The 26,894-nt window shown below is 70.6% G+C and carries 23 protein-coding genes and 1 pseudogene; 13 read left to right on the forward strand and 11 right to left on the reverse strand.

Annotated elements, in window-relative coordinates; translation table 11 throughout:
* Positions 1 to 271 precede the first annotated feature (271 nt).
* Entirely contained in the window at positions 272 to 568 is a 297-nt protein-coding gene (locus tag AB0D27_RS32695) for a Tn3 family transposase (protein WP_362515945.1), read from the reverse strand.
* 15 nt (positions 569 to 583) lie between these two features.
* Complete coding sequence (locus AB0D27_RS32700; RefSeq protein ID WP_362515946.1) at positions 584 to 1,828, reverse strand: SGNH/GDSL hydrolase family protein; 1,245 nt, start codon at positions 1,826 to 1,828, stop codon at positions 584 to 586.
* Between the two features lie 139 nt (positions 1,829 to 1,967).
* Here AB0D27_RS32700 and AB0D27_RS32705 point away from each other — a divergent pair, with 139 nt between their 5' ends.
* Together AB0D27_RS32705 and AB0D27_RS32710 are read left to right on the forward strand one after the other, a co-directional pair.
* On the forward strand, positions 1,968 to 2,336 hold the full coding sequence (locus AB0D27_RS32705; protein ID WP_362515948.1) for a PPOX class F420-dependent oxidoreductase: 369 nt from the start codon (positions 1,968 to 1,970) through the stop codon (positions 2,334 to 2,336).
* A 65-nt stretch (positions 2,337 to 2,401) separates the two neighbouring features.
* Positions 2,402 to 3,142, forward strand: coding sequence for a peptidase E (locus AB0D27_RS32710; protein ID WP_362515950.1), 741 nt, complete (start codon positions 2,402 to 2,404; stop codon positions 3,140 to 3,142).
* Positions 3,143 to 3,246: 104 nt separating this feature from the next.
* Here AB0D27_RS32710 and rsgA read toward each other — a convergent pair whose 3' ends face one another.
* From rsgA to AB0D27_RS32730, 4 genes are all read right to left on the reverse strand, one after another.
* A complete protein-coding gene (gene rsgA / locus AB0D27_RS32715) occupies positions 3,247 to 4,338 on the reverse strand; it encodes a ribosome small subunit-dependent GTPase A (protein ID WP_362515952.1) in 1,092 nt (363 codons plus the stop codon).
* Positions 4,339 to 4,735: 397 nt separating this feature from the next.
* Positions 4,736 to 6,220: a cellulose-binding domain-containing protein gene (locus tag AB0D27_RS32720; RefSeq protein WP_362515953.1), complete on the reverse strand. Its 1,485-nt coding sequence runs from the start codon at positions 6,218 to 6,220 to the stop codon at positions 4,736 to 4,738.
* A 302-nt stretch (positions 6,221 to 6,522) separates the two neighbouring features.
* Positions 6,523 to 7,842 (reverse strand): radical SAM protein, encoded by a 1,320-nt coding sequence (locus AB0D27_RS32725; protein WP_362515955.1) that lies wholly within the window; start codon positions 7,840 to 7,842, stop codon positions 6,523 to 6,525.
* Positions 7,843 to 7,899: 57 nt separating this feature from the next.
* Positions 7,900 to 8,562, reverse strand: coding sequence for a pyridoxamine 5'-phosphate oxidase family protein (locus tag AB0D27_RS32730; protein WP_362515956.1), 663 nt, complete (start codon positions 8,560 to 8,562; stop codon positions 7,900 to 7,902).
* A 120-nt stretch (positions 8,563 to 8,682) separates the two neighbouring features.
* On the opposite strand from AB0D27_RS32730, the gene AB0D27_RS32735 reads away from it, so the two are divergent.
* Complete coding sequence (locus tag AB0D27_RS32735) at positions 8,683 to 9,480, forward strand: alpha/beta hydrolase (RefSeq protein WP_362515958.1); 798 nt, start codon at positions 8,683 to 8,685, stop codon at positions 9,478 to 9,480.
* Between the two features lie 23 nt (positions 9,481 to 9,503).
* Positions 9,504 to 10,343 (forward strand): alpha/beta hydrolase, encoded by an 840-nt coding sequence (locus AB0D27_RS32740; RefSeq protein WP_362515960.1) that lies wholly within the window; start codon positions 9,504 to 9,506, stop codon positions 10,341 to 10,343.
* Positions 10,344 to 10,368: 25 nt separating this feature from the next.
* Here the strand turns inward: AB0D27_RS32740 and AB0D27_RS32745 are convergent, their stop codons facing one another.
* Positions 10,369 to 11,376, reverse strand: a complete 1,008-nt coding sequence (locus AB0D27_RS32745; protein ID WP_362515962.1) for a hydroxyacid dehydrogenase — start codon at positions 11,374 to 11,376, stop codon at positions 10,369 to 10,371.
* 175 nt (positions 11,377 to 11,551) lie between these two features.
* Between AB0D27_RS32745 and AB0D27_RS32750 the strand changes: the two genes are divergently transcribed.
* From AB0D27_RS32750 to AB0D27_RS32780, 7 genes are all read left to right on the forward strand, one after another.
* Positions 11,552 to 12,802: an FAD-binding protein gene (locus AB0D27_RS32750; protein ID WP_362515963.1), complete on the forward strand. Its 1,251-nt coding sequence runs from the start codon at positions 11,552 to 11,554 to the stop codon at positions 12,800 to 12,802.
* A 188-nt stretch (positions 12,803 to 12,990) separates the two neighbouring features.
* A complete protein-coding gene (locus tag AB0D27_RS32755) occupies positions 12,991 to 14,256 on the forward strand; it encodes an ROK family transcriptional regulator (RefSeq protein ID WP_362515965.1) in 1,266 nt (421 codons plus the stop codon).
* Positions 14,257 to 14,577: 321 nt separating this feature from the next.
* A complete protein-coding gene (locus AB0D27_RS32760; protein ID WP_362515966.1) occupies positions 14,578 to 14,883 on the forward strand; it encodes a ricin-type beta-trefoil lectin domain protein in 306 nt (101 codons plus the stop codon).
* Positions 14,884 to 14,952: 69 nt separating this feature from the next.
* Positions 14,953 to 16,215, forward strand: coding sequence for a sugar ABC transporter substrate-binding protein (locus tag AB0D27_RS32765; RefSeq protein ID WP_362515968.1), 1,263 nt, complete (start codon positions 14,953 to 14,955; stop codon positions 16,213 to 16,215).
* Between the two features lie 20 nt (positions 16,216 to 16,235).
* Positions 16,236 to 17,198 carry a sugar ABC transporter permease gene (locus AB0D27_RS32770; protein ID WP_362515970.1) on the forward strand — a complete coding sequence of 321 codons (963 nt, stop codon included), beginning with the start codon at positions 16,236 to 16,238 and terminating at the stop codon, positions 17,196 to 17,198.
* 8 nt (positions 17,199 to 17,206) lie between these two features.
* Positions 17,207 to 18,091: a carbohydrate ABC transporter permease gene (locus tag AB0D27_RS32775; RefSeq protein ID WP_362516002.1), complete on the forward strand. Its 885-nt coding sequence runs from the start codon at positions 17,207 to 17,209 to the stop codon at positions 18,089 to 18,091.
* 12 nt (positions 18,092 to 18,103) lie between these two features.
* A complete protein-coding gene (locus tag AB0D27_RS32780; RefSeq protein ID WP_362515971.1) occupies positions 18,104 to 20,971 on the forward strand; it encodes a glycoside hydrolase family 2 TIM barrel-domain containing protein in 2,868 nt (955 codons plus the stop codon).
* 274 nt (positions 20,972 to 21,245) lie between these two features.
* Here the strand turns inward: AB0D27_RS32780 and AB0D27_RS32785 are convergent, their stop codons facing one another.
* From AB0D27_RS32785 to AB0D27_RS32795, 3 genes are all read right to left on the reverse strand, one after another.
* Positions 21,246 to 21,539 (reverse strand): hypothetical protein, encoded by a 294-nt coding sequence (locus tag AB0D27_RS32785; RefSeq protein ID WP_362515972.1) that lies wholly within the window; start codon positions 21,537 to 21,539, stop codon positions 21,246 to 21,248.
* Positions 21,540 to 22,014: 475 nt separating this feature from the next.
* Positions 22,015 to 22,602, reverse strand: a complete 588-nt coding sequence (locus tag AB0D27_RS32790) for a hypothetical protein (protein WP_362515974.1) — start codon at positions 22,600 to 22,602, stop codon at positions 22,015 to 22,017.
* Positions 22,599 to 24,302, reverse strand: coding sequence for a PHP domain-containing protein (locus AB0D27_RS32795; RefSeq protein ID WP_362515976.1), 1,704 nt, complete (start codon positions 24,300 to 24,302; stop codon positions 22,599 to 22,601). The genes AB0D27_RS32790 and AB0D27_RS32795 overlap by 4 nt, the downstream gene beginning before the upstream one ends.
* A 258-nt stretch (positions 24,303 to 24,560) precedes the next feature.
* Between AB0D27_RS32795 and AB0D27_RS32800 the strand changes: the two genes are divergently transcribed.
* A complete protein-coding gene (locus AB0D27_RS32800; protein ID WP_362515977.1) occupies positions 24,561 to 25,145 on the forward strand; it encodes a WHG domain-containing protein in 585 nt (194 codons plus the stop codon).
* A 23-nt stretch (positions 25,146 to 25,168) separates the two neighbouring features.
* Here AB0D27_RS32800 and AB0D27_RS32805 read toward each other — a convergent pair whose 3' ends face one another.
* Positions 25,169 to 25,624 carry an Lrp/AsnC family transcriptional regulator gene (locus tag AB0D27_RS32805; RefSeq protein WP_362515979.1) on the reverse strand — a complete coding sequence of 152 codons (456 nt, stop codon included), beginning with the start codon at positions 25,622 to 25,624 and terminating at the stop codon, positions 25,169 to 25,171.
* Positions 25,625 to 25,732: 108 nt separating this feature from the next.
* On the opposite strand from AB0D27_RS32805, the pseudogene AB0D27_RS32810 reads away from it, so the two are divergent.
* Positions 25,733 to 26,884: pseudogene (locus AB0D27_RS32810) on the forward strand (amino acid permease); the annotation flags it as partial.
* Positions 26,885 to 26,894 lie beyond the last annotated feature (10 nt).

The raw sequence follows: 26,894 nt of genomic DNA on the forward strand, positions 1-26,894 counted from the left end.
TCCTCGGCGATCTCCCAGTCCACCGAGACCGTGCGGTCGGGCATGCCGCCACCGTTCAGCGGGTCGGGGGCTGGTTCTGGGGTGCCTCGTAGCGGTCAGTTGAGGACGGCGGTGCGGTCGACGTCGAGGATCTTGCAGGTGACCGAACGCTCGAACAGGGGCCCTGAGGTGGTTCGGCCGAACCACCTTGCTCGGGCACGACAAGTCGTACTTGCCTCACTTGCCTGCACCCTTGATCAACCACCTGAGCAGGGGAAAGAGGTGCCACCCCTTAGATAACGATGGCGGCGAGGGCGAGGTGGGAGTTCATGTCCAGCTCGAACCGGCCGTAGGGGTTCACGTGGGTCCAGAACAGCGGGGACAGGGCTCGCCGGTCGGCGTCGGTGAGCCGCCTCTGCCACTTCTCCTCGCTCAGGATGTCCTGGAGGAGCAGGGTGCGGTACGAGGCGACGGGCGGCGGCGCGATCCAAGTCGCCTTGCGCAAGGGCGAGTCGGCGCTGATCACGGCGAAGGGTGACCGGCCCGGCCTCACCGTCGCGCCGGTGCGGCCGAACGAGGACGCGCCCACGTGGGGACGGCCCGCTTAAGGAGTGAGGGTCGTCAGGTCGATGGTGTCGGCCAGCGCCTTCATGCCCGCGTCGTCGAAGTGGAGGTGGTCGCCGGGGTCGTAGGCGGGGAGGATGCGGCTGGGGTGGGCCGGGTCGCGGACGGTGGCGTCGAAGTCCGCGAGCCCGTCGAAGAGACCGCGGGTGCGGACGGCGGCGTTGACCGCCTGCCGTACGGCCTCACGGGCCCCGGTGTACGCGCTGTGGCCGCCGTACGGGGTGATCGTGGCGCCGATGACACGGATGCCGCGGGCGTGCGCGCGGCGCACGATACGGCGGTACGCGTCCTCGAGCGCGCGGGGATCCGTCTGCTCCGGTGTGCCCTTGATGTCGTTGATGCCCTCCATCACGATCACGACGCGGACGCCGGTGCGGGAGAAGACGTCGGCGTCGAGGCGGGCCAGGGCGCTGGGGCCGCGGCCGTCGAGCAGGACTCGGTTTCCGGCGACCCCCGCGTTGAGGACGCCGAGCCGGCGGTCCGGTGGGAGGCCGCGCAGCCGGGCGGCGAGCCGGTCCGGCCAGCGGTGGTTGGCGCTGAACGTCGAGCCGGTGCCGTCGGTGAGGGAGTCGCCGAGCGTGACCACGCTGCCGACGGCCGAGGGGCCGAGTACGTCGACGCCGGTGACGTAGTACCAGTTGCCGAGGGTGGTCGTGTATCCGGCGCCGCTCTCCTCGGCGGTCCGATCGCCCTCGCGGGCAAGGAAGTTGGCCTGAAGGGCGGAACGGTGGTAGGTCGCCGGGCCGGAATCGGTGGGGGTACGCAACGAGACCAGGAGGTTGGTGTCGGCGGGGACGGGGAGGGCGACCGGGTCGCTGACCAGGTCCGCGCCCACGGGAATCGTCACGGACGGGGCCCCGCCGAAGGTGACCGTACGCATCGAGCCGGCGACGGCTCTGGGACTTGCGGGCGACCCCGGCCGCTGCAACGCCAGTGTCACGGCGCCGAGTCGGAGCGGGGCCGTGCCGAGCCGGTTGGAGAGGCGGACGCGGGCCGCGCGGCCGCCCACGCTGGTGTGCACGACGTTACGGAAAGAGGCGCCGGGCAGTGCCGGTGCGGTGCCGGAGGCGGCGGCTTCCCAGGTGCCGGTCCACATGTCGCTCGGTGTGCGGGTGACGACCCGGCCCGGGGTGGGCCCCGCGTCGGCTCTGGCGAGCGGCGGGGCCGGCACCAGGGTGGCCACCAGGAGGGCGAGGAGGTACCGGACCTTGATCGCGCGGGTCATGGGGGCATGGTTTCCCTGCCCGTCGGCACCCGCAACGCACTGTCACCCCATTGGACGCACCCGTGCGAGGTCCCCTCCTCCATTGGACCTAAGCCCAGGACCCGATGCGGGGCGGGCGCGGGCGTGTTTGGCTGCTGCCATGACCGAATTCAGCGAGGCCGAGCGCGCGTACCTCACATCGCAGCGGCTGGGGCGGCTGGCCACCGTCGACCCGCAGGGGCAGCCGCAGGCGAACCCCGTGGGTTTCTTCCCGCAGGAGGACGGGACGATCCTGGTCGGCGGGTACGCGATGGGGACCACCAAGAAGTGGCGCAACCTGCGGAAGAACCCGAAGGTCGCCCTGGTCGTCGACGACATCGTCAGCCTCCGGCCGTGGAAGGTCAGAGGCATCGACATCCGGGGAGAGGCCGAACTCCTGACCGGGCCACATGAGTTGGGGCCGCACTTCAGTGAGGAACTGATCCGTATCCATCCGAAGCGGATCCACAGTTGGGGACTGGAGGACTGAACGGCCCTGCGCATCTGCCCCGTTGAAGACCACGGGGCCTGACCGCGTTGGTAGGGTCACGGGCCATGACCGCCTCGGAGCCCACCATCCTGGCCACTTCGGGTGGTCACCGCGTCGGAGACCGCACCCGAGTGACCTTCGACGCCCTCGTGCACCACGCCGTGGAGCTGGCGGGCGTCCAGGGGCGCCGCCCGCGCGTCATGTACGTCGGGACAGCGATCGGCGACGCCGAGCACGTCACCACCCGCATGAGCGAGGCCGCCCGCGTGGCGGGCTTCGACCTCACCCCGCTCCTCCTCTTCCCCATGCCGAACCTCAAGGACATCGAGCAAGCGGTGCTCGAACAGGATGTCGTGTGGGTGATGGGCGGTTCGGCGGCGAACCTGCTCGCCGTGTGGCGCGTCCACGGACTCGACGCGGTCTTCCGGCGCGCGTGGGAGGCCGGCGTCGTGCTCAGCGGGGTGAGCGCCGGCTCGATCTGCTGGTTCCGAGGCGGCACCACCGACTCCTTCGGCCCCGAACTGCGCGCGCTCACCGACGGACTCGGCTATCTGCCGTACGGCAACGGTGTGCACTACGACAGCGACGAGGGCCGGCGTCCGCTGGTGCACCGGCTCGTCGCCGACGGCACCCTGCCGGTCACCCACTGCACCGACGACGGGGTCGGGCTGGTGTATCGGGGCACCGAACTCGTCGAGGCCGTCACGGAGATACCGGGCAAGGGCGCGTACGTGGTGAGGGGCGAGGGGGGTACGGCGGTCGAGGAGCGGCTCGAGCCACGACTGTTGCCGGCACCGCGCGACTGAACGGTTTTCGCCCCCTCCGCCGCTACCCGTCCCGTATCTGGGGGGCCTTCGCCCCCCAGATACCCCGTATCGCGCTTCGCGCTCGTCCTCAAACGCCGGACAGGCTAAAACTGACGGCCCCGCTTCAGCTCCATCGCCGCGCGCCCCTCCGCTCCCTTCCGCTTCCAGTCCCGTCGGATTTCGCTGCGCAGCCGGGCGTCCGTCTTGGCGACGATCCGCTGGTTCTCCCGCAGGAGCTTGCGATAGCTGTCGAGGCGGCGTTCGGGCAGGGTGCCGGAGTCGACGGCGGTGAGGACGGCGCAGCCGGGCTCGGCGACGTGGGCGCAGTCGTGGAAGCGGCAGTCGGCGGCGAGTTCCTCGATCTCGGAGAAGACCTGCCCGACCCCGGTCTCGGCGTCCCAGAGCCCGACGCCGCGCAGACCGGGCGTGTCGATGAGGACGCCCCCGCCCGGCAGGGCGAGGAGGTTGCGGGTCGTCGTGGTGTGCCGCCCCTTGCCGTCCATGTCCCGCGTGGCCTGTACGTCCATGACGTCCGCGCCGAGCAGCGCGTTGGCGAGGGTCGACTTGCCCGCGCCGGACTGCCCTAGGAGGACGGACGTACCGCCGGACAGGACGGCCTCCAGTACGTCGAGGCCCTCGCCCGTGGCGGCGCTGACCGGCAGTACCGCGACACCCGGCGCGGCCCTCTCCACGTCCTCGACGAGATGCCCGAGCGTCGCCGCGTCCGGCACCAGGTCGGCCTTGGTGAGCACGATCACCGGCTGCGCGCCGGACTCCCAGGCCAGTGCTACGAAGCGTTCGACGCGGCCGAGGTCGAGTTCCACGGCGAGCGACACGGCCACCACGGCGTAGTCGATGTTGGCCGCGAGGATCTGCCCCTCGGAGCGCTGGGAGGAGGTGGAGCGTACGAAGGCGGTACGGCGCGGCAGATACGCCCGTACATAACGCGGGTTGCCCTCGGGTTCGACGGCGACCCAGTCGCCGGTGCACACGACCCGCATCGGATCGTGCGGCGTCACGAACGCGGTGTCCGCGCGCATGACCCCGTCGGTGGTGGCCACGTCGCACTGACCGCGGTCGACCCGGATGACGCGCCCGGCGATCAGTCCTTCAGAGTCGTACGGGGCGAACTCGTCCGCCCATGCGTCGTCCCAGCCGTAGGGAGCGAGCGCGGAGAAAGCAGAGGTGGAAGTCAAGGGAGACCCTTCACAAGGGCGGCCCCGGCACGCGCACTCGGGCGCGAAGGAAGAGGAAGGTCAGCCGGTGGCCACAGGGGTGGACTTGATGAACTCCTGGATGCGGGCAGCGCCCATCGCAGTGACAGCCATCACGGTCACACCTCCTCGAACACACTCGGCGAGCGCGGCGGCAGCGGGCCTCCGCACGAACATCCACACCGTAGCCGGGGCCCCCTCGGGCCCGTCAAGCGAATTAACTGACCGACGGGCTGCACCATCAGGTCGTCCACGTACGACGTTCCCGTCGACGTCGCCCGAATCCGCAGCGTCGCGGCCGTCGAGGGCGCTGACAGCTCCACCCGGTGCCATTCGCCCGCCGCCGTGTCGGTCTGCGCGGCGGTGGCGCCGCTCGGAGTCAGCCCGCCGTCGTGCAACTCCCGCCGTTCAGCGTGAAGTTGCCCGGAGCCGAGTTCCCGTCGTGCCAGGAGGCGAGGAAACCCACGGCGAAGGTGCCGCCCGCGGCGACGGACTTGTTGTAGTCGGCGGCGGTGGCGGTCACCCGGGAGTCGTGCTGGACGAAGGTGCCGTCCCACATCTGACTGACCCGCTGGCCGTCGTGGAAGGTCCAGGCGATCCGCCAGGAGTCGAGGGCCTTGACGGAGGTGACGGTGACGGTGGCCTGGAAGCCGTCCGGCCACTGGTTGACGATCTCGTACTTCACCTCGCAGGACGACGCGCTCCGGGTGGGGTCCGCGGACTGGTGCGTCGTGTGGGCGGGGGACGAGGACGTGCCCTGGGGTTCGGGGTCGGGGTTCGTCCCGGACCCGGTCGTCGAGTCCGCAGGTGCGGGCGGCGACACCAGCGAGCCGGCGGGGCGGGTGGTGGCCGACGGGGAGGAGACGCCGGGGTCCGCGACGGGCTGCCGGTCCGCCGAGTCGCCGCTCGCGGAGCTGCCCCCGCCGTTGGTGCCGTCGAAGGGCATCAGGGACACCGCCAGCGCCAGGGCCGACACGAGGACGGCCGCGAGCAGCAGCCCGGTCCGGCCGATCCGGGGCCGGGCCGTCGTGCCCTCGGCGATGCCCGTGTCCACGGTCGCGTCCGTGCGCCCGCCCGCGAGGCCCGCTTCGGCTGCCCGGCGCCGGCGCTCCAGGTACGCCAGGCCGCCCCAGCCGATCACCCCGCCCGCCAGCGCCACGGGCAGCCCGCTGCCGTTCAGCCGCAGACAGGCCGCCGCCTCCGCGCACCCCACGCACCGGGCGAGATGCCGGGAGAGGTCCTCGGGGGCCTCGGCGCCGGGTGAGCGGGTGACCGCGTCGAGGAGGCGGGCGTAGCTGCGGCAGTTGGCATCCATCGGCGTGTCGAGGTGGTTGCGATGGCACCGGTCCCTGAACAGCGCCCGCACCTGGGCGAGTTCCTCGGCGGCGGCGGCCGGATCGAGACCGAGCCGACGGGCCACGGCGGGAAGTGGGAGCGCCTCGACCTCGGCCAGCCACAGCAGCGCCGCGTCGGGTTCCTGCATGTCCCTGAGGCCGCGCAGGGCGAGCGGGCGGTGCAGCGGCGGACCGGTGTAGCGGTCGGCCTTCTCGGAGTTGAGCCACAGCCGCAGGTCGGGGTCGAGCCGGTGGCCGCGCCCGGCCGCCTCCCAGGCGGCGGCCGTGGACCGAACAGACGTCAGCAGCAAGGGAATCCGGGGCAGCCTGAGCGTCCTGCGGCCGGTGCTCCTCGTGCCCTCGGCGACCGCGCGCGCCTCCCGTATTCCGTGGGTGAACGCCTCGGTGGCCAGCTGGGTGGCCGCGGCGGAACCGGACGTGCACAGATCGGCGTACGACAGGACCGCGTCCCAGCACTCCGAGAACAGCGCGGCCTCGGCGGCGTCCTGAGGGGTCGGCAGGTCGGGCATGGGTGGCTCCTGCATCCGCTGCTTCCATGTGCGAAGTCATGCAATGCCCAACTCGCCGCTGTCCACAAGGGAGTTGGAGTCCGTCTCTCACGGACGGGGCCCGAGCCTTTCACGGTTTCAACACAACTGACAAGCGACGTATTCAAATGATGGGGCAAGCGGTTACCCCGCGCGGCGCGCCCGGGCCACGGCCGTGCGGGCTGCCGCCTCCGGACGTCTTCCGGGGTTGTACGGCAGAGAAACCGGAACGTATCAATTCCCGGCCGCGCGGCGCGGGTCACACCTGAGCCGCGCGGCCCGGATCACACCTGGGACGGCTCCTGCGCGGGAAGGCTGTCCATGAAGGAGCTGACGGAGAAGACCGCGTTGCCCGGTCCGGGCGGGCCGTATCCGGGCGGGGAGGAGAGCCCGAAGTCCTCCATCGTGGAGCGGTACGCCTCCAGAAGACGGATGTGGTACTCCAGCGGCGCGCCCTGCGGGTTGGCCTTGCCGAGCGGGGTCGTGGGCTCGGGGCACCAGGTGGTGAAGCGGGGCGTGATGCCGTGCGACATGAAGAAGCGCAGGCCCTCGGTCGTCGACGCGATCGCCTCGTCGACCGTCGTGAAGCCGAACGGCTCGGCCATCTCCACGCCCGCCACGAAGTTGGGGATGACATTGCGGGCGCCGAAGATCTCCGCCGAGTCGAGGATGCGCTGGTGCCATTCGTCGCGGCCGACGTAACGCTCCTTGCCGGGGCAGTACAGCTCGAACAGCCGGCGGTCCCACACCTCGTAGTTGGGGTGGTAGATCTGCACGCCGTAGTCCTTGAACCGCTGCACATCGTCGCGGGGCAGCGCCTGCGCGACGACCTTTCCGATCCACCGCCCCGGGAAGCGCTCCTCGATGGCCTTGGCGTAGTGCCCGTAGAAGTCGGCCTCGTCGCGGCCCGCGACCTTGGAGGTGATCGCGCCGCCGGTGAGGGTGTACGCGGTGGACGCCTTCGCGGTGTCGTACCGGTCGATGATCTCCAGCGCCTCGAGGACCTCCTCGACGTCCTTCACCCCGGTGTACGGGCGGCCCGCCGCCTTGTGCTGGCGCCAGTTGTGGTTGATGTCGCAGTACTGGCACTCCTCCTTGGCGCCGAAGTACTGGCAGACCCGGAAGACGGTGAGGTAGATCAGGTACCCCCACTGGATGGTGGGCGCCACCTCCATCACGGACTTCCCGTTCGAGAGCGTGTGCCGGTAGTACTCGGGCATCGGCGGCACTCCGACGTCGCAGATCCGCTTCCCGTCGAGGTAGAGCCCGAGCATGCCGTCCTCGTCGGCGGCCACGCGGTAGGGCGAGGACGGGTTGACGCGCACGGACACGACGGTGCGGCGCAGGTCGTACGGGCCACCGGTGAGGATGATCTCCTCGGGCGGACGCCTGAGCGCGGCCTCGCCCAGCTCGGGCAGGGTGCCGTGGTCGAAGGAGAAGATGAAGTACGACTTCGGCTTGACCTCACCGCTCTCGTTGTCGCTGAGGGCGGAGGCGTCGAAGGCCACTCCCCCGCGGAGCAGGTCCTCCTTGAAGACGGCTTCCCGCGGCACGTGCGGGAAGCGTTCCATCAGATCCTCAACCAGCGCGGTGCGGCTGCCCATACGTATCTCCTCCCGGCTCAGGCGTACGACTCCTCACGGTATGCCCCAGCCCGGAGGTCAGCCGTGCCGGGTCCCCTCGCGCCGGGCGACATGTGCCGGAGCGGTCGCGTCGGGCGGCAGCAGGGGGTCGGACTCGGGCGCTCCCCAGGTCGAGGTCAGCGGCAGGGTCCCGGCCCACAGGCCCAGCGCGGCGTCGGGCCCGTCGCCGTCGTCCGGGGCGCCGGTACGGATCTTCACGGAGGCCTCCTCGAGGGACAACCCGAGCAGGGTGGTCGCGGCCAGCTCCTTGCGGCTGGGCCGGCGCGCGTAGTCCCACTGACCGGGCGTGGCGTGTTCGGTGAGCCGCCGCAGCCCCTCCAGCTTCTCCTGCGGATCGGTGATCCCGCGCGGTACGCCATGGATCATCGCGCTGCGGTAGTTCACACCGTGTTCGAACACCGAGCGGGCCAGCACAAGCCCGTCGACGTGCGTGACGGTGACACACACGGGAGCGCCGGCCGCGAGACTTCGGCTGGCCACCGACCCGTGCAGGTACAGCTGCCGTTCGTCGCGCCCGTACACGGTCGGCACGACGAGTGGCCGCCCCTCGACGACCACCCCGAGGTGGCAGATGAACCCGGCGTCGAGGATCGCGTCCAGGTCCGCGCGGTCACGGCTGCCCTGCTCGCGGAGGCGGCGGTGGCGGGTGAGGTCGGTTTCGGGGAGAGGTCCGTACGTCATGGGCGCGAGACTATCGATATCGCACGCGAACTCGCCGCAAATTGACGAAATCAGTTGCACGTAAGCCATTACTCAACCGAATCCGCAGAGCGGCAACCTCCACCGTCTACAGTCACGCCCGTGACCACGACAGCCCTACCGCTCCACCACTCGGACCACCCGGGCGCACTGCCCGCCCTCCTCCTCGTCCACGGCTGGGGCGGCAACGGCGAGGACTGGAACCCCACGCTTCCGCACTGGCGACATCGGGTGATCGTCCCCGACCTGCGCGGCCACGGACGCTCACCGAAGCCCGCCGAGGGGTACGGCGCCCGGGACTTCGCCGGCGATCTGGCCGAGCTGCTGCGAGGGCTCGACACCGGGCCGGTGGTGGCCGTCGGGCACTCGATGGGCGGGCAGGCGGTGACGGCGCTCGCGGTGGAGCACCCCGAGCTCGTACGGGGGTTGGTGGTCGTCGATCCGGCGTACGGGGCGGATGAGGCGGAGGCCGTCCGGATTCCCGGCGAACAGGAGGAGCTGCGCGAGGAGGGCTCCGAGTGGGCGGCGCGCTTGGTGGCGGGGGCCTTCCGGGCGGGGGTGCGGGACGAACTCCGGGACCGGCAGCGCCGGTTGATGGCGGAGATGGACCCGGATGTGCTCGTCGAGTGCAGGGACGAGATGTATCTGACGCCGGACGCCTTCGGGCTGCGGCCCGCCACGGTGACCTACCTCGCTCGGCGCACGTGCCCCGTGCTGGGCGTGTATGCGACGCCGGGAGCGGCGGACTTCGAGCGCGGCACGCTCACCGGGCCTGCGTCACGGGCGGTCGTGTTCGAGGGGGCCGGGCATTTTCTGCACGAGGAGCGGCCGAGGGAGTTCGTGGAGCTGGTGGAGCACTGGGTGGCGGGGGCCGATGGGGAATCCGGTTGCTCCGTCTGAACGCCGCTGACAGAGTTCCGGCCGTGCTTACCTTCTCCGCGTATGACGGGACCAAGCTTGCCTACCACGAGGTCGGAGAGGGTTCTGCGGTGGTCTGCCTCCCCGGCGGACCGATGCAGGACACCGCGTACCTCGGCGACCTCGGCGGCCTTTCCGCACACCACCGGCTGATCATGCTGGACCCCCGGGGAACCGGCCGGTCGGCGACACCGCAGGACACGGCCTCCTACCGCTGCGACCGGCTGGTCGAGGACGTGGAGGCCCTGCGTGAGCACTTGGGCCTCGACCGGATGGATGTGCTCGCGCATTCCGCCGGCACGAACCTGGCCGTGCTGTACGCGCAGCACCACCCGGAACGCGTCGGCAGGCTCGCGCTGATCACGCCGAGCGTCTTCGCCGTCGGTATCACGGTCAGCGCGGACGTCCGGCGCGAGACGGCGCGGCTCCGCCGGGACGAGCCGTGGTTCCCTGGGGCGTTCGCGGCCCTGGAAGAGGTCGTCGCGGGCAGGGGAAACGCCGACTCCTTCCAGGCGATCGCCCCGTTCTGGTACGGCCGCTGGGACGCGGCGGCACGGGCTCATCGGGCGGCCGAGGACGGGCACAGGAACAACGAGGCCGCGGCCGTCTTCGCCGGTGAGGGCGCCTTCGACCCGGACACCACCCGCGCGGCGCTCGCACGGTTCACCTCGCCGGTCCTCCTGCTGGCCGGGGAGGTCGATCTCAACTCCCCGCCCCCCGCGGTCGCCGAGTTCGCCGAGCTGTTTCCGCACGCCGAGCCGGCCGTTCAGCCCGGCGCCGGGCACTTCCCGTGGCTCGACGACGCCGAACGGTTCACCGCGATGACGGCGGGGTTCCTCCGCTGAGCGACCCTGCTTCGGCCCCGCCCGCTCACGCGGCCCGTTCCAACTCGTCCGCCTCGATCCGAAACGCCAGCTCCCGGCCCGACAGCAGGCGTTCGACCTCGTCCACGACAGTGAGGCCGAGCCGGGCGACCTCATTGCCCTGGGAGCCCGCCAGGTGCGGCGTGATGAACGCGCCCGGGAGGTCGTAGAGCGGGGAGTCGGCGGGCAGCGGTTCGGGGTCGGTGACGTCGAGGATCGCGCTGATCCGGTCGGCGCGCAGCGCGTCGATGAGGGCGTCGTGGTCGACGAGCGCTCCGCGCGAGGTGTTGATGAGGACGGATCCGGCGCGCATCAGGGCGAGTTCGCGGCGGCCGATCATGTGCCGGGTCTCGGGAGTCTGCGGGGCGTGGAGGGTAACGATGTCACTGCCCCCGAGCAGGTCGTCGAGCGGCAGCAGGGGGACGCCGAGCGCGGCGGCGCCGGCCTCGTCGACGTACGGGTCGGCGAGGCTCACCCTGAGGTCGAAGGGGCGCAGCAGTTCGATGAGGCGCCGGCCGATGCGGGAGGCTCCCACGATGCCCACGCGGCGGCCGAAATTGCCGATGCCGGGGACGATCCGACCGTAGGGGAAGGCACGGTCGGTGCGCAGGCGGTCCCGGTACGTGAAGAGGTCCTTGCCCGCCAGCAGGATCATGGCGAGCGTGTACTCGGCCACGGGCAGCGCGTTGGCACCGGCCGCCGACGACACGACGAGCCCGCGTCCCCACACATCGGGCGAGGTGAAGCTCTTCACGGAGCCCGCGGCGTGCAGCACGGCGCGCAGCTTCGGGGCCGCGTCCAGGGTGGCGGTGTCGAGGGCGGGACAGCCCCAGCCGGTGATCAGGATCTCGGTCCCGGCGAGGGCGTCACGGACACCGGGATCTGTGAAGTCCTCGGCCACCCGAGAGGGATCGATTTCTACGAGCCCGCGCAGCCGGGCCAGCACCTCCGGAGGGAAGATCTGCGGCACGTTCTCGGCAGTCATGGCGAACATCGCCACGGGACGCTCGGGCAAGGAGGTGACCTTCCGGCTCGTGACTCCAGTGATAGCAACCGGTCTCTACGGTAGGTCGCGGCGCGTGAGAGGGTCAATGGAAGGGCCGGTCACCACACCCGGCCGACGAGGTAGTTTCCTCGGTGGCCGGGCATACCGGCCGTGGACGGCGACTTCCCGGGGAAGGACGACAGGGATGAGCGAGACCCTGACCAACTGGGCCGGCAACATCACATACACGGCCAAGGAGCTGCAACGCCCTCCCTCGCTCGACGCGCTCCGGGCGCTGGTCGCCGACAGCGCGCGCGTGCGGGTGCTGGGCAGCGGGCACTCGTTCAACGAGATCGCCGAGCCGGGCGACGACGGCGTACTGCTCTCGCTGACCGCGCTGCCGCCCGCCGTGGACATCGACACGAGTGCCCGTACGGTACGGGTCTCGGGCGGCGTCCGGTACGCGGAACTCGCCCGCGTCGTGCACGAGCACGGGTGGGCGCTGCACAACATGGCCTCCCTTCCGCACATCTCCGTGGCGGGGTCGGTCGCGACCGGCACGCACGGCTCGGGCGTCACCAACGGTTCGCTCGCCTCCGCCGTACGGGAGGTCGAGCTGGTCACCGGGGACGGCTCGACCGTGACGATCAGCCGGGGCGAGGCGCGCTTCGACGGTGCCGTGACCTCACTGGGAGCGCTCGGTGTCGTCACCGCCCTCACCCTCGACCTGGAGCCGGACTTCGAGGTTGCCCAGCATGTCTTCACCGAACTCCCCCTGGAGGGGCTGGACTTCGAAACAGTCGCGGGGGCCGCGTACAGCGTGAGTCTGTTCACCGACTGGGGTCGGCCGGGCTTTCGGCACGTGTGGCTCAAGCAGCGCACCGACCAGCCGCTGCCGGACTTCCCCTGGGCCGCCCCCGCGCGTGTGGCGATGCACCCGGTGCCGGGCATGCCCGCGGTCAACTGCACCGAACAGTTCGGCGTTCCGGGCCCCTGGCACGAGCGACTTCCCCATTTCCGGGCCGAGTTCACGCCGAGCAGCGGCGCCGAGCTGCAGTCCGAGTATCTGTTGCCGCGCCCTGAGGCCATGGCCGCGCTGCACGCCCTCGACGCGATCCGGGAGTCGATCGCGCCGGTGCTGCAGATCTGTGAGGTGCGTACCGTGGCCGCCGACCGCCAGTGGCTGAGCCCGGCGTACGGGCGGGACACCGTCGCCGTGCACTTCACCTGGGTGGCGGACACCGAGGCCGTCCTGCCGGTGGTCCGGCGCGTCGAGGAGGCGCTGGAGCCGTTCGATCCCCGGCCGCACTGGGGCAAGGTGTTCACACTGCGGTCGGCGGCGCTGCACGAACGCTATCCTCGGCTGCCTGAGTTCAGGGCGCTCGTCGACGCGCTCGACCCGGCGGGCACGTTCACCAACGCGTTCGTACGGGACTTTCTCCACCCCCTTTCTTAACCCCTTGTCGAAAGCCTCTCGCAGGCCATAGCCTTGCGCCGCGCCGGGGCCGAGAGGCCTCGCCATGGGCAGGAGGGACCGGGGGGCCACAGCTTCGGTGCTGTGACTTCCCGGGGGACAAACCCCCAGGCCCCCGGCCCGAGAAGCAGGGGCCGGCATGACCGGCGCCTGGGAGCGAGGGGAGTCCGATGAAGCGCGGCACGTCACGCGACATCCGCACCGCGAACCGCTATGAGGTGCTGCGCCAGATCATCGCCGAATCGCCTACCTCGCGACAGGAGTTGGCGGCTGCCACCGGGCTCAGCCTCGCCACGGTCGCCACGCTCGTCGGTGAGCTGCTCGACCTCAGGATGCTGACCGAGGTCGGGTTCGAGGACTCGGCGGGGGGCCGCCCCCGGGGCCTTGTGGCCGTCAACGCGTCGGGGGGCGCGTTGATCGGCGTCGACATCGCGGAGACCTACGTCCGCGTCGAGCTGTTCGATCTGGCGCTGAACGTGCTCGCCCGCGCCGACGAGGACATGCGCCCGGGCGAGAGCCGTCCGGAGCAGGTCGTCGGGCATGTCGCGGCGGCCGTCGGCTCGGTGGTCGCGCAGGCCGGCGTCGAGGGCGCGCGCGTCCTGGGCGTGGGCGTCAGCGTCCCCGGGCAGGTCGACCGGGAGAGCGGGGTCTCGGAGTACGCCCCGAACTGGGACTGGCACGACGTGCCCCTGCTCGACCTGCTCGCCGAGCACATCGCCTACCCCCTCCACCTCGACAATCCGCTGCGCGCCTGCGCGGTCGCCGAGCTGTGGTTCGGCGCGGCCCGGGGTCGCGGCGACGCCGTGGTCGTCAATCTGGGCACGGGCGTCGGCGCCGGGCTCGCCCTGGGTGGCGGGCTGCACCGCGGGGTCAGCAACAGCGCGGGCGAATGGGGCCATACGACACTGGTCCTGGACGGGCGGCTGTGCCACTGCGGTAATCAGGGCTGCGTGGAGACGTACGTCGGGGCGCCCGGCATCATGCTGAATCTTCGGGAGTTGAGCCCCCGGAGCCCCCTGCTGCATCCCGAGGACCAGACCGCCACGATCAACGCGCTCGCCGAGGGCGTCGCCGCGCAGGATCCGGTGGCGGTGAAGGTCGTACGCGACACGGCTCGTTACCTCGGTGCCGGCATCTCCGACCTGGTCAACCTCCTCAACCCCGAGGTGGTGGTGCTCAGCAGCTGGGTTGCGGCCGCGCTCGGGGAGCCGCTGCTGAGCGAGGTGCGCGAGGCCGTCGCCCGACACGCGCTGAAGCGGCCGTTCGCGGCCACCGAGATCGTCCTCTCCCCCATTCCGACCGACCCGGTCTGCCTCGGAGCCGCGACGTTCGCCCTGGAGGGCGCGCTGCAGTCGGTCGGCCAGCCCCGCAGAAAGCAAGCACAGCCCGTCAAGCGCACCGCCCCCGCAAGGAGTCGTACCGCACCGCCTTCATGACGACGGAAGGGATGCACCGTGACGCTCACCCACAGATCGGCCCTCGCGGCAGCCGCAGCCGCGCCGGCTGCCACCGGGCCCCTGACAACCGCCCCACCCACCCCACCCGCCCCACCCGCCCCACCCGCCTCAGCCGCCGGCCCCGCGATCGCCGCGGTCTCCCCAGCCCCGGGTTGCCAAGCTGCTGTGATCCGCCAAGGGCCTGGACCTCAGCGCCTACCGTTACGACCTTGGCGGTGCCGGCACCGCGGTCACCACCCCCGCCCACGCCCCGTGGACTTCCGCACGCCGACGGGTGCCTGACGCGCGAGTAAGGGCCTGGTGGCGGCCCCTTGCGCGGGCGGTCCTGACCAGCGATGGCAGACGAAGGCCGACGGGCGGATCGGCAGTGAGGTGTCCGGGACATGCCTGGACGTCAGCGGTCAGGCGCGCGCTGATGGAAGCCGAGTGACCCTCTACACCTGCACCCCCGGATCCAACGAGGTCTGGTCCAAGCACTGGCGATTTCCGTGGTGTTGGGGGTTGCGGACCGGTGATTCGGCGGCCCGTGAGCCCGTCACGTCCGGCATCCCGAACGCCGCGCAACGCTTCGAACAGGCTTCGTCCAACCCCTTGCCGAAGCCTTAGGCGAAGGTTAACGTCCGGCACCGCACAGCGCATTCGAGCCGCAGCCGTATTCGAGACAAGGACGTCACCATGTCGGCAATGAGCAGCAACTGGGACCGCCGCTCCATACTGCGGGCCGCCGCCGGCCTCGCCGCCCTCGGCCCGCTGGCCGCGTGCGGGGGCAACAACGGCCGCGGGGGAGGCAGCGGTTCGGGCAAGACGCTCGTCCAGTACTTCCACGCGTACGGGGAGGCCGGCACCGAGCAGGCCATCAAGCGGTACGCGAAGGCCTACGACAAGGCGAACGTGACCACGCAGTGGATCACCGGCTCCGACTTCGAATCCAAGCTCTTCGCCTCGCTGCTCACCAAGAACGCGCCCGACCTGTTCGAGTTCCACCCGCAGATCCAGCTCGTCAAGAGCGGCCAGGTGGCGGATCTGAGCGACATCATCAATCCGGTCAAGGACGACTTCAACCCGGCCGACATCGCCTCGCACACGGTCGACGGCAAGATATACGGCGTCCGGATGATCGACGACCCACAGTTCTTCTTCTACCGCCCCTCGCTGCTGGAGAAGGCGAAGGTCAAGGTGCCGACCACGCTCGACGAGCTGATCGAGGCCGCCGCAAAGCTCACCACCGGCAAGGTCAAGGGCCTGTTCCTCGGCAACGACCTGCACGCGGTCATCAACCCGCTGATCTGGTCGGCCGGCGCCGACACCCTGGATGCCAAGAACCAGATCGCGTACCACACCGAGGGAGTCAAGGAAGGTCTGAAGAAGATGCGCAAGCTCTTCACCAGCGGGGACCTGCTCCTGGACGCCCCGGCCGACTACTGGGACCCTTCGGCGATCAACCAGGGCCTGTGTGCCATCCAGTTCTGCGGCATGTGGGCCATGCCGCAGATGCAGAAGGCGCTCGGCGACGACATCGGCGTCTTCGCCTTCCCGAAGGTCACCGACGCCGGCAAGCCCTCCGTCTACAACGGCGGCTGGTCGGTGTTCGTCAACGCCAAGGGCGAGAACGTCGACCTGGCCAAGGAGTACGTGAAGTGGCTCTGGATCGACCAGAAGAAGTACCAGGAGGACTGGTCGCTGTCGTACGGCTTCCACATCCCACCACGCGCCTCGCTCGCCACGTCCGCCACCAAGCTCAAGTCGGGCCTGCCCGCCGAGGGCGTCAAGCTGTTCAACGAGTACGGGCACTTCGACAACATCGGCTGGACCCAGTCCATGATCACCGCGCTCGAGGACGTCTTCGCCAACTCCGTCCGCAAGAACGGGGACCCGGAGGCCGCTCTCGACAAGGCCGACACGACCGTCAACCGCGAGCTCAAGAAGCTCTTCGGATAGACCGACGGACGGGTTACGACATGTCGACCACCACCACCCGCGGTGTCACGCGTCCCGCCCCGGCCAAGGCCTCCCGGGCCCGGCCGCGGCGCGGGCTGCGCGGCAGCAGCACCTTCAACTTCTGGCTCTTCACCGGCCCGTTCCTCATCGGCCTGCTGGTCTTCGTCTACATCCCGATCGTCTGGAGCCTCTGGCTGAGCTTCTTCGAGGCGCGCTTCACGGTCACGCCCGACAAGTTCGTCGGCTTCGACAACTACCGGCAGATGCTGCAGAACAGCAACTTCACCGGCGCCCTTGTCACCTTCACCGTCTTCGCCGCCATCATCGTGCCGGTGACCTGGGCATTCTCACTCGGCCTCGCCCTGATGGTGAACCGGCTGAGCTTCATGCGGGCGTTCTTCCGGTCCGTCTTCTTCCTGCCGACCGCGTGCAGCTATGTCGCCGCCTCGCTGATCTGGAAGATGTCCATCTTCAGCGGAGTCCGCTTCGGCCTCATGAACACGGTCCTCGGCTGGTTCGGGATCGACAACATCGCCTGGCTGGCCAACCCCGATCCGCCCTGGTACTGGCTGGTCATCGTCTCCGCGCGGCTGTGGCTGCAGGCCGGCTTCTACATGATCCTGTTCCTCGCGGCGCTGCAGAACATCCCGCCCGAGCTGTACGAGGCCGCCGCCATCGACGGCGCCAAGCCCGGCTGGCAGACCTTCCGTCACATCACCCTGCCGCAGCTGCGCGCCACCTCGACGGCCGTGATCCTGCTGCTCCTTGTCGCCGCGTACCAGGCGTTCGACGAGTTCTACAACCTCCTGTCGAAGACCACCTGGGGCCGTCCTCCGCTCGTCGAGCTGTACTACACGGCGCTGGGCCAGGCCCAGGACTACGGCGCGGGCAGTGCGGGCGCGGTCATCCTCACCCTGCTGATCTGCGTGGTGACCCTGCTCCAGGGCAAGTTGATGGGATTCGGACGGGGGGAGGCCAAGTGAGCACCGTCATGGACGGCCGCAAGAGTGACACCGTGCTCCCGAGGAAGCGCGGGCGCAGGCGCGATCGGCGCGGCGTCATCGGCAACACCGGCCTCTACCTCGCCACCGGGATCGCCACCCTGCTCTTCCTCGTCCCCTTCTATCTGCTCATCCGCAACTCCCTGTCGACCGATGCCGAAATCACGGGCGAGAACTGGAAGTTCTTCCCCACTCACCTCCAGTGGGGCAACATCAGCGAGCTGTTCGACGACCCCACGGTCCCCTTCGCCCGGTCCCTGTGGAACTCCGCCGTCGTCGGCGTGCTGCACACGCTCGGCACGCTGCTGGTCTGTTCGCTCGCCGGATACGGCCTCGCCCGCATCCCCTACAAACACGCCAACAAGATCTTCTACGCGGTCCTGGTGACCCTGATGGTCCCCGCCGCCGTCACCTTCGTGCCGAGCTTCGTGCTGGTCTCCTCGCTGGGCTGGGTCGACAGTCTGCGCGGCCTCATCGTCCCGGGGCTGTTCAGCGGTTTCACCTGCTTCCTGTTCCGGCAGTACTTCTTGGGGTTTCCCAAGGAGCTGGAGGAGGCGGCGCGAGTGGACGGACTCGGCTACTGGGGCGCGTACTGGCGCATCGTCGTGCCCAACTCGCTGAACTTCTTCGCCGCGCTCGCGACCATCACGTTCATCAGCGGCTGGAACGCCTTCCTGTGGCCGCTGGTCATCGGCCAGGACCCGCAGGCGTGGACGGTCCAGGTCGCGCTCTCCTCGTACATGACGAACCAGACCGTCAACTTCCATCTGATCTTCATGGCCACCGCCATTTCCATCCTGCCCCTGGTGTTCGTGTTCCTCTTCCTCCAGCGGTGGCTGGTCCAGGGGATCGCACAGACCGGCATCAAGGGCTGATCTAGGAGACCGATGTCTTTCCGCACTCCTGCCGCCACTGATTACGTCGAGGACGTCTCCCCCGGCAGCGGCGCACTGCCGCCGCGTGCCTGGTACGCGTCCTCGGACGCCAAGTCCCTGTCGCTGAACGGCAGTTGGCGCTTGCGTCTGTCACCCACCGCCGACGCCGAGGACGACTCCTTCGCCGCGGAGGGGTTCGATGCCGGGGACTGGGCCGACATCACGGTTCCCGGCCACTGGGTGCTGCAGGGTCATGGCTCGCCGATCTACACCAACCACCTCTACCCGTTCCCGGTCGACCCGCCGCGCGTGCCGACCGAGAACCCGACCGGTGACCATCTGCGCCTCTTCGACCTGCCGTCCGACTGGCCCTCGGACGGCGGCACGGTGCTGCGCTTCGACGGGGTCGAGTCCTGCGCGCGCGTCTGGCTGAACGGCACGGACATCGGCGAGTTCAAGGGCTCGCGGCTGCCGCACGAGTTCGCGGTCGGGCATCTGCTCAAGCCGGGCGGCAATGTGCTCGCGGTCCGTGTGCACCAGTGGTCGGCGGGCTCGTACCTGGAAGACCAGGACCAGTGGTGGCTGCCGGGCATCTTCCGCGACGTCACCCTGCTGCACCGCCCGGTGGGCAGCGCGCTCGACTTCTTCGTGCACGCCTCGTACGACCACCTCACCGAAACGGGCACCCTGCGCGTCGACTCCGACGTCGACGGCCGGGTCTCACTGCCCGCCCTGGACATCGATGTCGCCACCGGCGCGTCGGTGACCGTGCCGGTGCGGCCGTGGACGGCCGAGACACCCCGGCTGTACGACGGTGAACTGGTCACCGAGGGCGAGCGGGTCCCGCTGCGCGTCGGCTTCCGTACCGTCGCCCTCGAAGACGGCCTGATCAAGGTCAACGGCAGGGCGATCCTCTTCAAGGGCGTCAACCGCCACGAATGGCACCCGGTGAAGGGCCGCGCCCTCGACATGGAGACCATGCGCGAGGACGTGCTGCTGATGAAGCGGCACAACATCAACGCCGTCCGCACCTCGCACTACCCGCCGCACCCCGCCTTCCTCGACCTGTGCGACGAGTACGGCCTGTGGGTCATCGACGAGTGCGACCTGGAGACCCACGGCTTCACCGAACAGGCCTGGCGCGACAACCCCGTCGACGACGACCGCTGGACCCCGGCGCTGCTCGACCGCGCCGCGCGGATGGTCGAACGGGACAAGAACCACCCGTCCGTCGTCATCTGGTCCCTCGGCAACGAGGCCGGCACCGGACGCGGGCTCACCGCCATGGCCGAGTGGATCCGCGGCCGGGACGACTCACGGCTCATCCACTACGAAGGTGACCTCAACTGCCGTGACACGGACGTGTATGCGCGGATGTACGCCGACCACGCCGAGGTCGAGACGATCGGCAGGGGCCTGGACGGCGGCGCACTGAAGCGGCGCCAACTCCCCTTCATCCTCTGCGAATACGGGCATGCCATGGGCAACGGCCCCGGCGGGATCGCCGACTACCAGCGCCTCTTCGAGTCGTACGACCGTATCCAGGGCGGCTTCATCTGGGAGTGGATCGACCACGGCATCGCGGACGAGCGGTACGGGTTCGCGTACGGCGGCGACTTCGGTGAGGAGCTGCATGACGGGAACTTCGTCTGCGACGGACTGCTCTTCCCCGACCGGACACCCTCCCCGGGCCTCGTCGAGTACAAGAAGGTGATCGAACCGGTTCGGATCGAGGGTGACGGCTCGGACGGCACCGTGCGCGTCACGAACGCGTACGACTTCGCCGACCTCTCCGCGCTCGCCTTCGAGTGGTCCTACCAGGTCGACGGCGAGACAGTCGAGGCGGGCGCGCTGTCGGTGCCCGCGCTCGGACCGGGCGAGTCGGCGGACGTGAAGCTGCCGACGCCGTCCGCGGACGGGCGGGGGGCCGAGACGCGGTGGACGGTACGGGCGACGCTGGCCGCGGAGACCGCGTGGGGCCCGCGAGGCCATCAGGTCGCCTGGGCTCAATTTCCGGCAGGTGAAAGGGCGTTGGCGCCTCTTGCCCAGTCCGACGCTCCCGTGCTCGGCGACCGGATCATCACCCTCGGCCCGGCCGCCTTCGACGCCCGCAGCGGCGCCCTGAAGACGATCGGCGGGGTCGACGTGACCGGTCTGCGGCTGGACGTGTGGCGTGCCCCGACCGACAACGACAACGGCGCGCACTGGCAGAACGACCTGCGCTACGGCCCGCTCTGGCGCAAGCTGGGCCTGCACCGCATGCGACACCGCCTGGACGCCGTGGAGTTGGGCGACGACGCCTTGACCGTACGGACCCGGGTGGCGCCCGCCGCCTGGGAAGTGGGCCTGCGCACGGTGTACCGGTGGACGTCCGACGGGACGCGGCTCCGGTTGACCGTGTCCGTGGCGCCGGAGGGCGACTGGACGCTGCTCTTGCCGCGGCTCGGGATCCGTCTGGGGCTTTCGGGCTCGGCGGACGGTGTGAAGTGGTTCGGCGGGGGTCCCGGAGAGGGGTACCCGGACACCAAGTCGGCCTCCGTGATCGGGCGTTGGGCGTCGACGGTCGACGCGCTGCAGACGCCGTACGTGCGTCCGCAGGAGAACGGCGCCCGGGCCGACGTCCGCTGGGCGGAACTCGGTGGACTGCGTGTCGAGGGTGATCCGTCCTTCTGGTTCACCGCGCGCCGCTGGACGACCGAGCAGCTCGACGCCGCCGAGCATCTGACGGATCTGACGCCCGGCGACACGGTCTGGGTCAACCTCGACCACGGCCAGCAGGGCATCGGCTCGCAGTCGTGCGGACCCGGCGCCCTGCCTCAGTACCAACTGCGTGCAGCGCCCGCGGAGTTCTCGTTCGTCTTCTCGGAGATTCGGGACTGACACCCCTCACGCGCACCGCGGCCGGCCGGCTCTTCAGCCGTCAGGCCGCGGTCGCGTCCTGCGTCGCCTTCGTCCTCATCGGCATGCCTGCTGGCGGGCCCGGCCGTGGGCCTGCTCGCGCAGGCGACGAGTCTTCGTCCGGCGCTGGTGGCGCTGAGCGTGGCGAGCCTGTGCGCCGCGCTCCTCGCCGGGCGCGTGGCGACGTACGACGACGGGGCCCGCCCCGGTCGCCAATGACCGGTCCGGGCCCCGACAGCCAGTGGTCGCGGGCCCCTTACGGGCAGCTGATTCGCGTGTCCCCCGCGTCCGTCGTACAGGTGTCCGTGCCGGAGCCGCCGTTGGCGGTGTCGTTGCCGGAGACGTTGTCGACGGTGTTGAGCTGGTCGTTGCCGTAGTAGCCGATCAGGTTGTCATTGCCGGGGCCGCCGATCAGGGTGTCGTCTCCGTAGCCGCCGTCGAGGCGGTCGTTGCCGTAGCCGCCGTACACGGTGTCGTTGTTGTAGCTCGCGTTGACGGTGTCGTCGCCGCCGAGGCCGCAGATCACGTCGTTGCCGTAGCCGCCGTTCAAGGTGTCGTTGCCGCTGGTGCCGATGAGCGTGCAACTCCTCGCAGAGGGTGTGCCGTTGAACGAAACCGGCTCCCAATCTCACTTCGTGGTCGGGCAGGTCCCGGCCACGCTCCCGGGCACCTTCAGCGGCTGCGGCGCCGGCCTCCCGTGCGACGGGAACTACGCGGCGAAGCCGGCCTGCACGAGGCTGTCGAACGGCCTCAACCCGAACGCCTGGGACGACGGCGCGCCCCGGCGCGCGGCCACCGCTGTGGGATGCCGAAGACCACGATTCCCCGCCGTGCGCGCGGGATTGGCCACCCCCGCCCGGACGCACAGGCGGGCACCGGCGACCGCCGGGAATCGGAGACGGGCCGGGCGCGAGGTGGAGCCTCGTGAACCCCGTCACGCTCCTGGCTTGGTCGTTGGGGAGCAACGTCGGCTGGAACCTCAGCACAGTTCCAGCCGACTGCCCTCGACCGACCACCCGCTGCACTTAGTGGTCCGCGCAGCAGGGCGTGGGCTCCGGCTCCTCGAACGGGACCAGCGTCCCGCCCGCGGCCGGCATCGTCGTCAGGACCAGTTGCCCCTCGCGCCACTCCGGGCGTACGTGATCGCGTGTGACGATCCGCCGCTCCGGCTCGGGACCGTCGGGTGCGCCGAGTACGGCGACCCGGTCCACCGCGGACACGGCCAGCAGCCGGGCGACGGTCACCGTGCCGGTGAGGGCCTCGGACCCGGGGTAGAGGACGGCGCGGCCACCGGTGCGCGCGGCATGCTCGGCGGCGGCCTGGGCGGCGCCCGCCGCGAGCTCGGTGGGCCCGTGCCGTTCGCCACCGAGGGCGGCACCGAACTCCCGCTCCGCGAGCCGCCGCAAGGCCGCGCGGGCGGCACGCTCCGACGGCACGGCGAAGGACAGCGCCGTGTGCGGCCGCCCCCCGTCCCGTACGTGGTGCGTGCAGCCCAGCACGTCTTCGGTCACGCCGAGTTCGACAGCCAGCGCGCGCAGCAGGTGGTCCGCCGCCTGAGCGGCTCCCAAGAGGCCGGTGTCGACTCCGACGACGTACCCGTACCGCTCGGTCACGACGGCAGGACCCACACCGGGTTGGAGTAGAACCACAGGTCCTTCCACGGGTCCGCGTCGCCGACGACGTCCACGGCCGGGCCCGCCGGGTCGACCGCCGCGCCCATCAGGCCGACGGCGGAGCGGTTGCCGTCGGTGCCGCGCAGGCGGACGTACACCGGGCGGTCGACCGAGCCGAGGTCGTACGTGAGCCGGACGGTGCCGGTGGACTTGTTCACCTCGTACGACTGGACGACCTTCGCGGTGGGAGCGGTGAACGTGTCCTGGTCCGAGACGGCGCCCGTCACTTCGCCCTGGATGACGTCGACGCGCGCCAACTTCGGGACGAATCCGGCCCAGTTGGGTCCACCTGCCAGTCCCAGGTCCACCGTCAGCGTGACCGGGGTGCCCTTCTTCACGTGCAGCGCACCTCCGAGGGTGGCCCAGCGGCTGCCGCCCGCCACCCGCGCGTCGAGACCGCTGAGGAGCTGCCCGTGGTCGACCCACACGCGTCCGGCGCGGATGCCGTCCATCACGGCCGCGTACGAGAATCCGTCGGCGCCCACGTGCGTACGGCTGTACTGGCCGGGCCAGTAGTCGCCCTGGGCGAGGTCGACCTTGCCGCCGTAAATCGGGTCGGTGTGCTTGCCGTTGGCGGTGAAGTCGCTGTCCGGACCACCGCGTACGGCGGTGTCCGTGTACACCTGGTGGGAGTCGGAGTTGGCGGTGATCCACCACGGCTTGCCCTCGGCGAGGAGGCTGTCCCACAGGCCACCGACCGTGGCGGTCATCCAGTCGAAGCCGCCCCAGGTGCGGTAGCTCTCCAGCGGGTACCCGGCGAAGGAGTTGGCGCTCGGGCTGTTGTCGTAGATGCCACGGGCCCGCCCCATGCCGAGCGGCGCGGCGATACCGGCGGCCTGGTGGCCGGGAGCGCCCTCGAAGCCGATGGCGATCTGGCGGCCGGGGGCGGTCGCGTCGCGCCAGCCGCGGATCTCGTGCGGTGAGTCGACGCCGCGCCTCGCGGGGTGGTTGGCGAGCATCAGGGCGTCCTTGACCTTGCGCCGTTCGACCTGCTCGGCAAGGAAGTTGAGGCCCGCGACGGCGAGCGCCTCGTTGGCGGGCGTCGAGTCGGAGGCGCCCTTCACGCTGCCGTCGTAGTCGGTCTCGAACTGCTTGAGGACCGCGACCTCGTTCTTGCCGGGGTGGACGAAGACCGTGCCGTGCTCGGCAGCCGGGATGTTCCATTCCAGGCCCTGGAAGACGAGTGTGCCCTCGTACGCGTCCCGCGCCTCCTGGATGTCCGGGTTGACCTTCTCCACCCCGATCTTTGCGTGTGTCTCGCTGCCGTGGTCGGTGATGACCATCCAGTCCAGGCCGTGTCTGGCGCCCTGCCGCACTTGGTCGCCGACGCGGTACTTGCCGTCGCTGCTGTACTGGGTGTGGATGTGGTGGTCGCCCGCCAGCCAGAGGAAGCCGTTCTGCTTCCGACTGCCCGTGGAGGCGTAAGCCGCAGTGGCGGCCCCCTGCGCGAGGACACTGCCGGCGGCCAGGCCCGCACCGAGCAGACCGGCACGGCGCAGCAGCGAGCGGCGCGACTGCTGGTCGGGGGTGAGGGCCTCGTCGGGCACGGAGGTGTCGAACGCGGCGGGCAGCGGGGCGCCCGTGTCCTCGTGGTGGTGATGGTGGTGATGATGCCCGTCGTGTCCGTGCGTGTGCCCCATGACCGCCTCCTGAGTGCCGCGCCACCCCATCGGACGCGTGTCAGGAGGAGATTCGATGCGAAACATGAACAGTGAACGGCCTACGCGTGATCACCGTGCGACCTGGGCAGGGCAACTGGCCCTGTCTGCCCGCGCGTTGGCCGTCCGACCGCCCGATGCGTCCCGACTTCCGCCCAGACGAACCTTGTACGGCGCAACCTGTGCACACTAGGTTGTAGCCTAGGCGCCCTAGGTTCAGCCGAGCAGCAGGTGGTGGACATGGCCCGTGCCGGACTCACGACCGATCGTGTCGTGGAGGCCGCGGCCGATCTCGCGGACGAGGTCGGCTTCGAGAACGTCACCGTGTCCGCGCTGGCGCGGCGGTTCGGGGTGAAGGACGCCAGCCTGTACTCGCACGTCAAGAACGTGCAGGACCTGCGGTCCCGGATGGCGCTGCTCGCGTCCGGCGAGATGATCGACCGGATCGCCGACGCCGTGGCCGGACGGGCCGGCAAGGACGCGCTGTTCGCGTTCGCGGACGCCTATCGCGCGTACGCGCTGGAGCGGCCCGGGCGCTACCGGGCCACGCACACCCAGCTCGACCCGGCGCTCGTCGCCGAGTCCGCCGCCTACCGGCGCACCGCCGAGGTCACCTACGGCATGCTCCGCGCGTACGGGCTGTCCGAACCCGATCTCACCGACGCCGTACGCCTGTTGCGCAGCACCTTCCACGGCTACTGCACCCTCGAAGCCATCGGCGGGTTCGGCGCCCCCCGTGACGTACGGGCGTCCTGGAAGCGCGCGTTGGACGCCCTTCATGTGGCGCTGGAGCACTGGCCGAGAACGACGCACGACCATGCGTGAATTCCAGCGGGCCGGTGCTGCCGTCAGCCCAGTGGAGTAGTCACCGGATTGCTCAGGTGCTGATAGATCACCGAGCTGCGGAAGGTGACGATCTCGCGTCGCTTGCTGAAGCGGTCGAGGAGGAAGGAGTGGAGCTGGTCGACGTCCGGTACGGCGACGTGCACGAGGAAGTCCTCGCTGCCCGCGACGACGAACACCGAGAGGACTTCCGGGAGTTCGGCGGCGTACCGCTTGAAGCCCTCGATCACCTCGCGGCTCAATGGCCGCACCTGCACGGAGAGCAGCGCCTGCACCGGGCGGTTGAGTGCGCGCAGGTCGACGGCCGCGTGGTAGCCGGTGATCACCCCGCGGTTGCGCAGCGCCCGTACCCGTTCCAGACAGGTCGACGGCGCGATGCCCAGCTTGCGGGCCAGCTCCCGGTTGGTCTGCCGCGCATCACGCTGGAGGTGCTCCACGATCGCCGAATCAAGTTCATCCATGGCCGCCATTCTGCCGACTGTGACGAATTGAATTCGGTGTATCGCCCGGTGATCGCTCGCTGTGTCTACCTTCGGCCCAGGATTCCGAACAGTCGACGGGGAGCCGTGGTGACGAACGTACGAACGGGGCTGGGCCTGCGTACCGGCACCGCCCTGTGCATGGGAGCCGTCCTGGGGCCCGGCGTGCTCGCCCTGCCCTCCGCTGCCGCCGCCGCGGCCGGGCCCGCGTCGGTCCTGGCCTGGGCCGGGCTGATCGCGCTGAGCCTGCCGGTCGCCCTGGTGTTCGCGGCGCTCGGCGCCCGCCAGCCGGACGGCGGCGGCGTCTCGGCGTTCGTCCGCCGGGCCTTCGGGGCACGCGCCGCCGCGCCCGTCGGCTGGTGGTTCTACTGGGCCGTCCCGCTCGGTGTGCCCGCCGCGGCACTGATCGGCGGCGAGTACGTGTCCGCGGCGGCGGGTTGGGACGGCGGGACCGCACCGGTGGTGGCCGCGCTGGTGGTGGCCGCCGCGGTGGGCGCCAATCTGATGGGGCTGCGCGTGTCGGGACGCGTCCAACTGCTCATGGCGCTCCTGCTCGCCCTGCTCCTGTGCCTGACGGTGGCGGTGAGCGCGGCCCACCTGCGGACCGCGCACTTCACGCCCTTCCTCCCGCACGGCTGGCCCTCGGTCGGCAGCGCGGCGAGCGTGCTGTTCTTCGCCTTCGCGGGGTGGGAGGCGATCACCCATCTGTCCGGCGAGTTCGCGGCGCCGGAACGCGATCTGCCCCGTGTGACCCTGCTGGCCTGGGCTGTTGTCTCCTGCCTCTACCTCGGCCTCGCCGTGGTGACCATCGGCGTCCTGGGCACCCGGGCCGGTGCCACGTCGACACCGCTCACCCTCGTCCTGGAGCGTGGCATCGGCTCGTACGGCCGTGGCGTGGCCGCGGGGGCGGCGGTACTGCTGACCTTCGGTGCCGTCAACGCGTATCTGGCGGGCGGTGCGCGGCTGGGGGCGGCGCTCGCCGGTGATCCGGGGCCGGTGACGGTGCGGCGGAGTCTGCTGCTGCTCGCGGGGGCGTGCGCGGCCGTACTGCTCGCCGCCGCGCCCGGCCTGGTCGGCCTGGAGGTGCTGCTCCGGGCGACCTCGGCCTGTCTCGCCGCCGTCACGCTGGCCGGGATGCTCGCCGCGGTGGTGCTCCTCCCGCGGCGGAGTCTGCTGCGTCGCGGCGCGGTCGTGGGCAGTGCGCTGGTCGCCGTCGTGCTGGCCTTCTGCGGGGTGTACCTGGTCGTTCCGC

Source organism: Streptomyces sp. NPDC048415, assembly GCF_040651675.1.
Lineage (GTDB): Bacteria > Actinomycetota > Actinomycetes > Streptomycetales > Streptomycetaceae > Streptomyces.

Excerpts from the sequence above, each read along its gene's own strand:
- AB0D27_RS32700 (WP_362515946.1), bottom strand. The coding sequence starts at position 1,828 with ATGACCCGCGCGATCAAGGTCCGGTACCTCCTCGCCCTCCTGGTGGCC.
- AB0D27_RS32705 (WP_362515948.1), top strand. The coding sequence starts at position 1,968 with ATGACCGAATTCAGCGAGGCCGAGCGCGCGTACCTCACATCGCAGCGG.
- AB0D27_RS32710 (WP_362515950.1), top strand. The coding sequence starts at position 2,402 with ATGACCGCCTCGGAGCCCACCATCCTGGCCACTTCGGGTGGTCACCGC.
- AB0D27_RS32720 (WP_362515953.1), bottom strand. The coding sequence starts at position 6,220 with ATGCCCGACCTGCCGACCCCTCAGGACGCCGCCGAGGCCGCGCTGTTC.
- AB0D27_RS32725 (WP_362515955.1), bottom strand. The coding sequence starts at position 7,842 with ATGGGCAGCCGCACCGCGCTGGTTGAGGATCTGATGGAACGCTTCCCG.
- AB0D27_RS32730 (WP_362515956.1), bottom strand. The coding sequence starts at position 8,562 with ATGACGTACGGACCTCTCCCCGAAACCGACCTCACCCGCCACCGCCGC.
- AB0D27_RS32750 (WP_362515963.1), top strand. The coding sequence starts at position 11,552 with ATGAGCGAGACCCTGACCAACTGGGCCGGCAACATCACATACACGGCC.
- AB0D27_RS32755 (WP_362515965.1), top strand. The coding sequence starts at position 12,991 with ATGAAGCGCGGCACGTCACGCGACATCCGCACCGCGAACCGCTATGAG.
- AB0D27_RS32765 (WP_362515968.1), top strand. The coding sequence starts at position 14,953 with ATGTCGGCAATGAGCAGCAACTGGGACCGCCGCTCCATACTGCGGGCC.
- AB0D27_RS32770 (WP_362515970.1), top strand. The coding sequence starts at position 16,236 with ATGTCGACCACCACCACCCGCGGTGTCACGCGTCCCGCCCCGGCCAAG.
- AB0D27_RS32775 (WP_362516002.1), top strand. The coding sequence starts at position 17,207 with ATGGACGGCCGCAAGAGTGACACCGTGCTCCCGAGGAAGCGCGGGCGC.
- AB0D27_RS32780 (WP_362515971.1), top strand. The coding sequence starts at position 18,104 with ATGTCTTTCCGCACTCCTGCCGCCACTGATTACGTCGAGGACGTCTCC.
- AB0D27_RS32795 (WP_362515976.1), bottom strand. The coding sequence starts at position 24,302 with ATGGGGCACACGCACGGACACGACGGGCATCATCACCACCATCACCAC.
- AB0D27_RS32800 (WP_362515977.1), top strand. The coding sequence starts at position 24,561 with ATGGCCCGTGCCGGACTCACGACCGATCGTGTCGTGGAGGCCGCGGCC.
- AB0D27_RS32805 (WP_362515979.1), bottom strand. The coding sequence starts at position 25,624 with ATGGATGAACTTGATTCGGCGATCGTGGAGCACCTCCAGCGTGATGCG.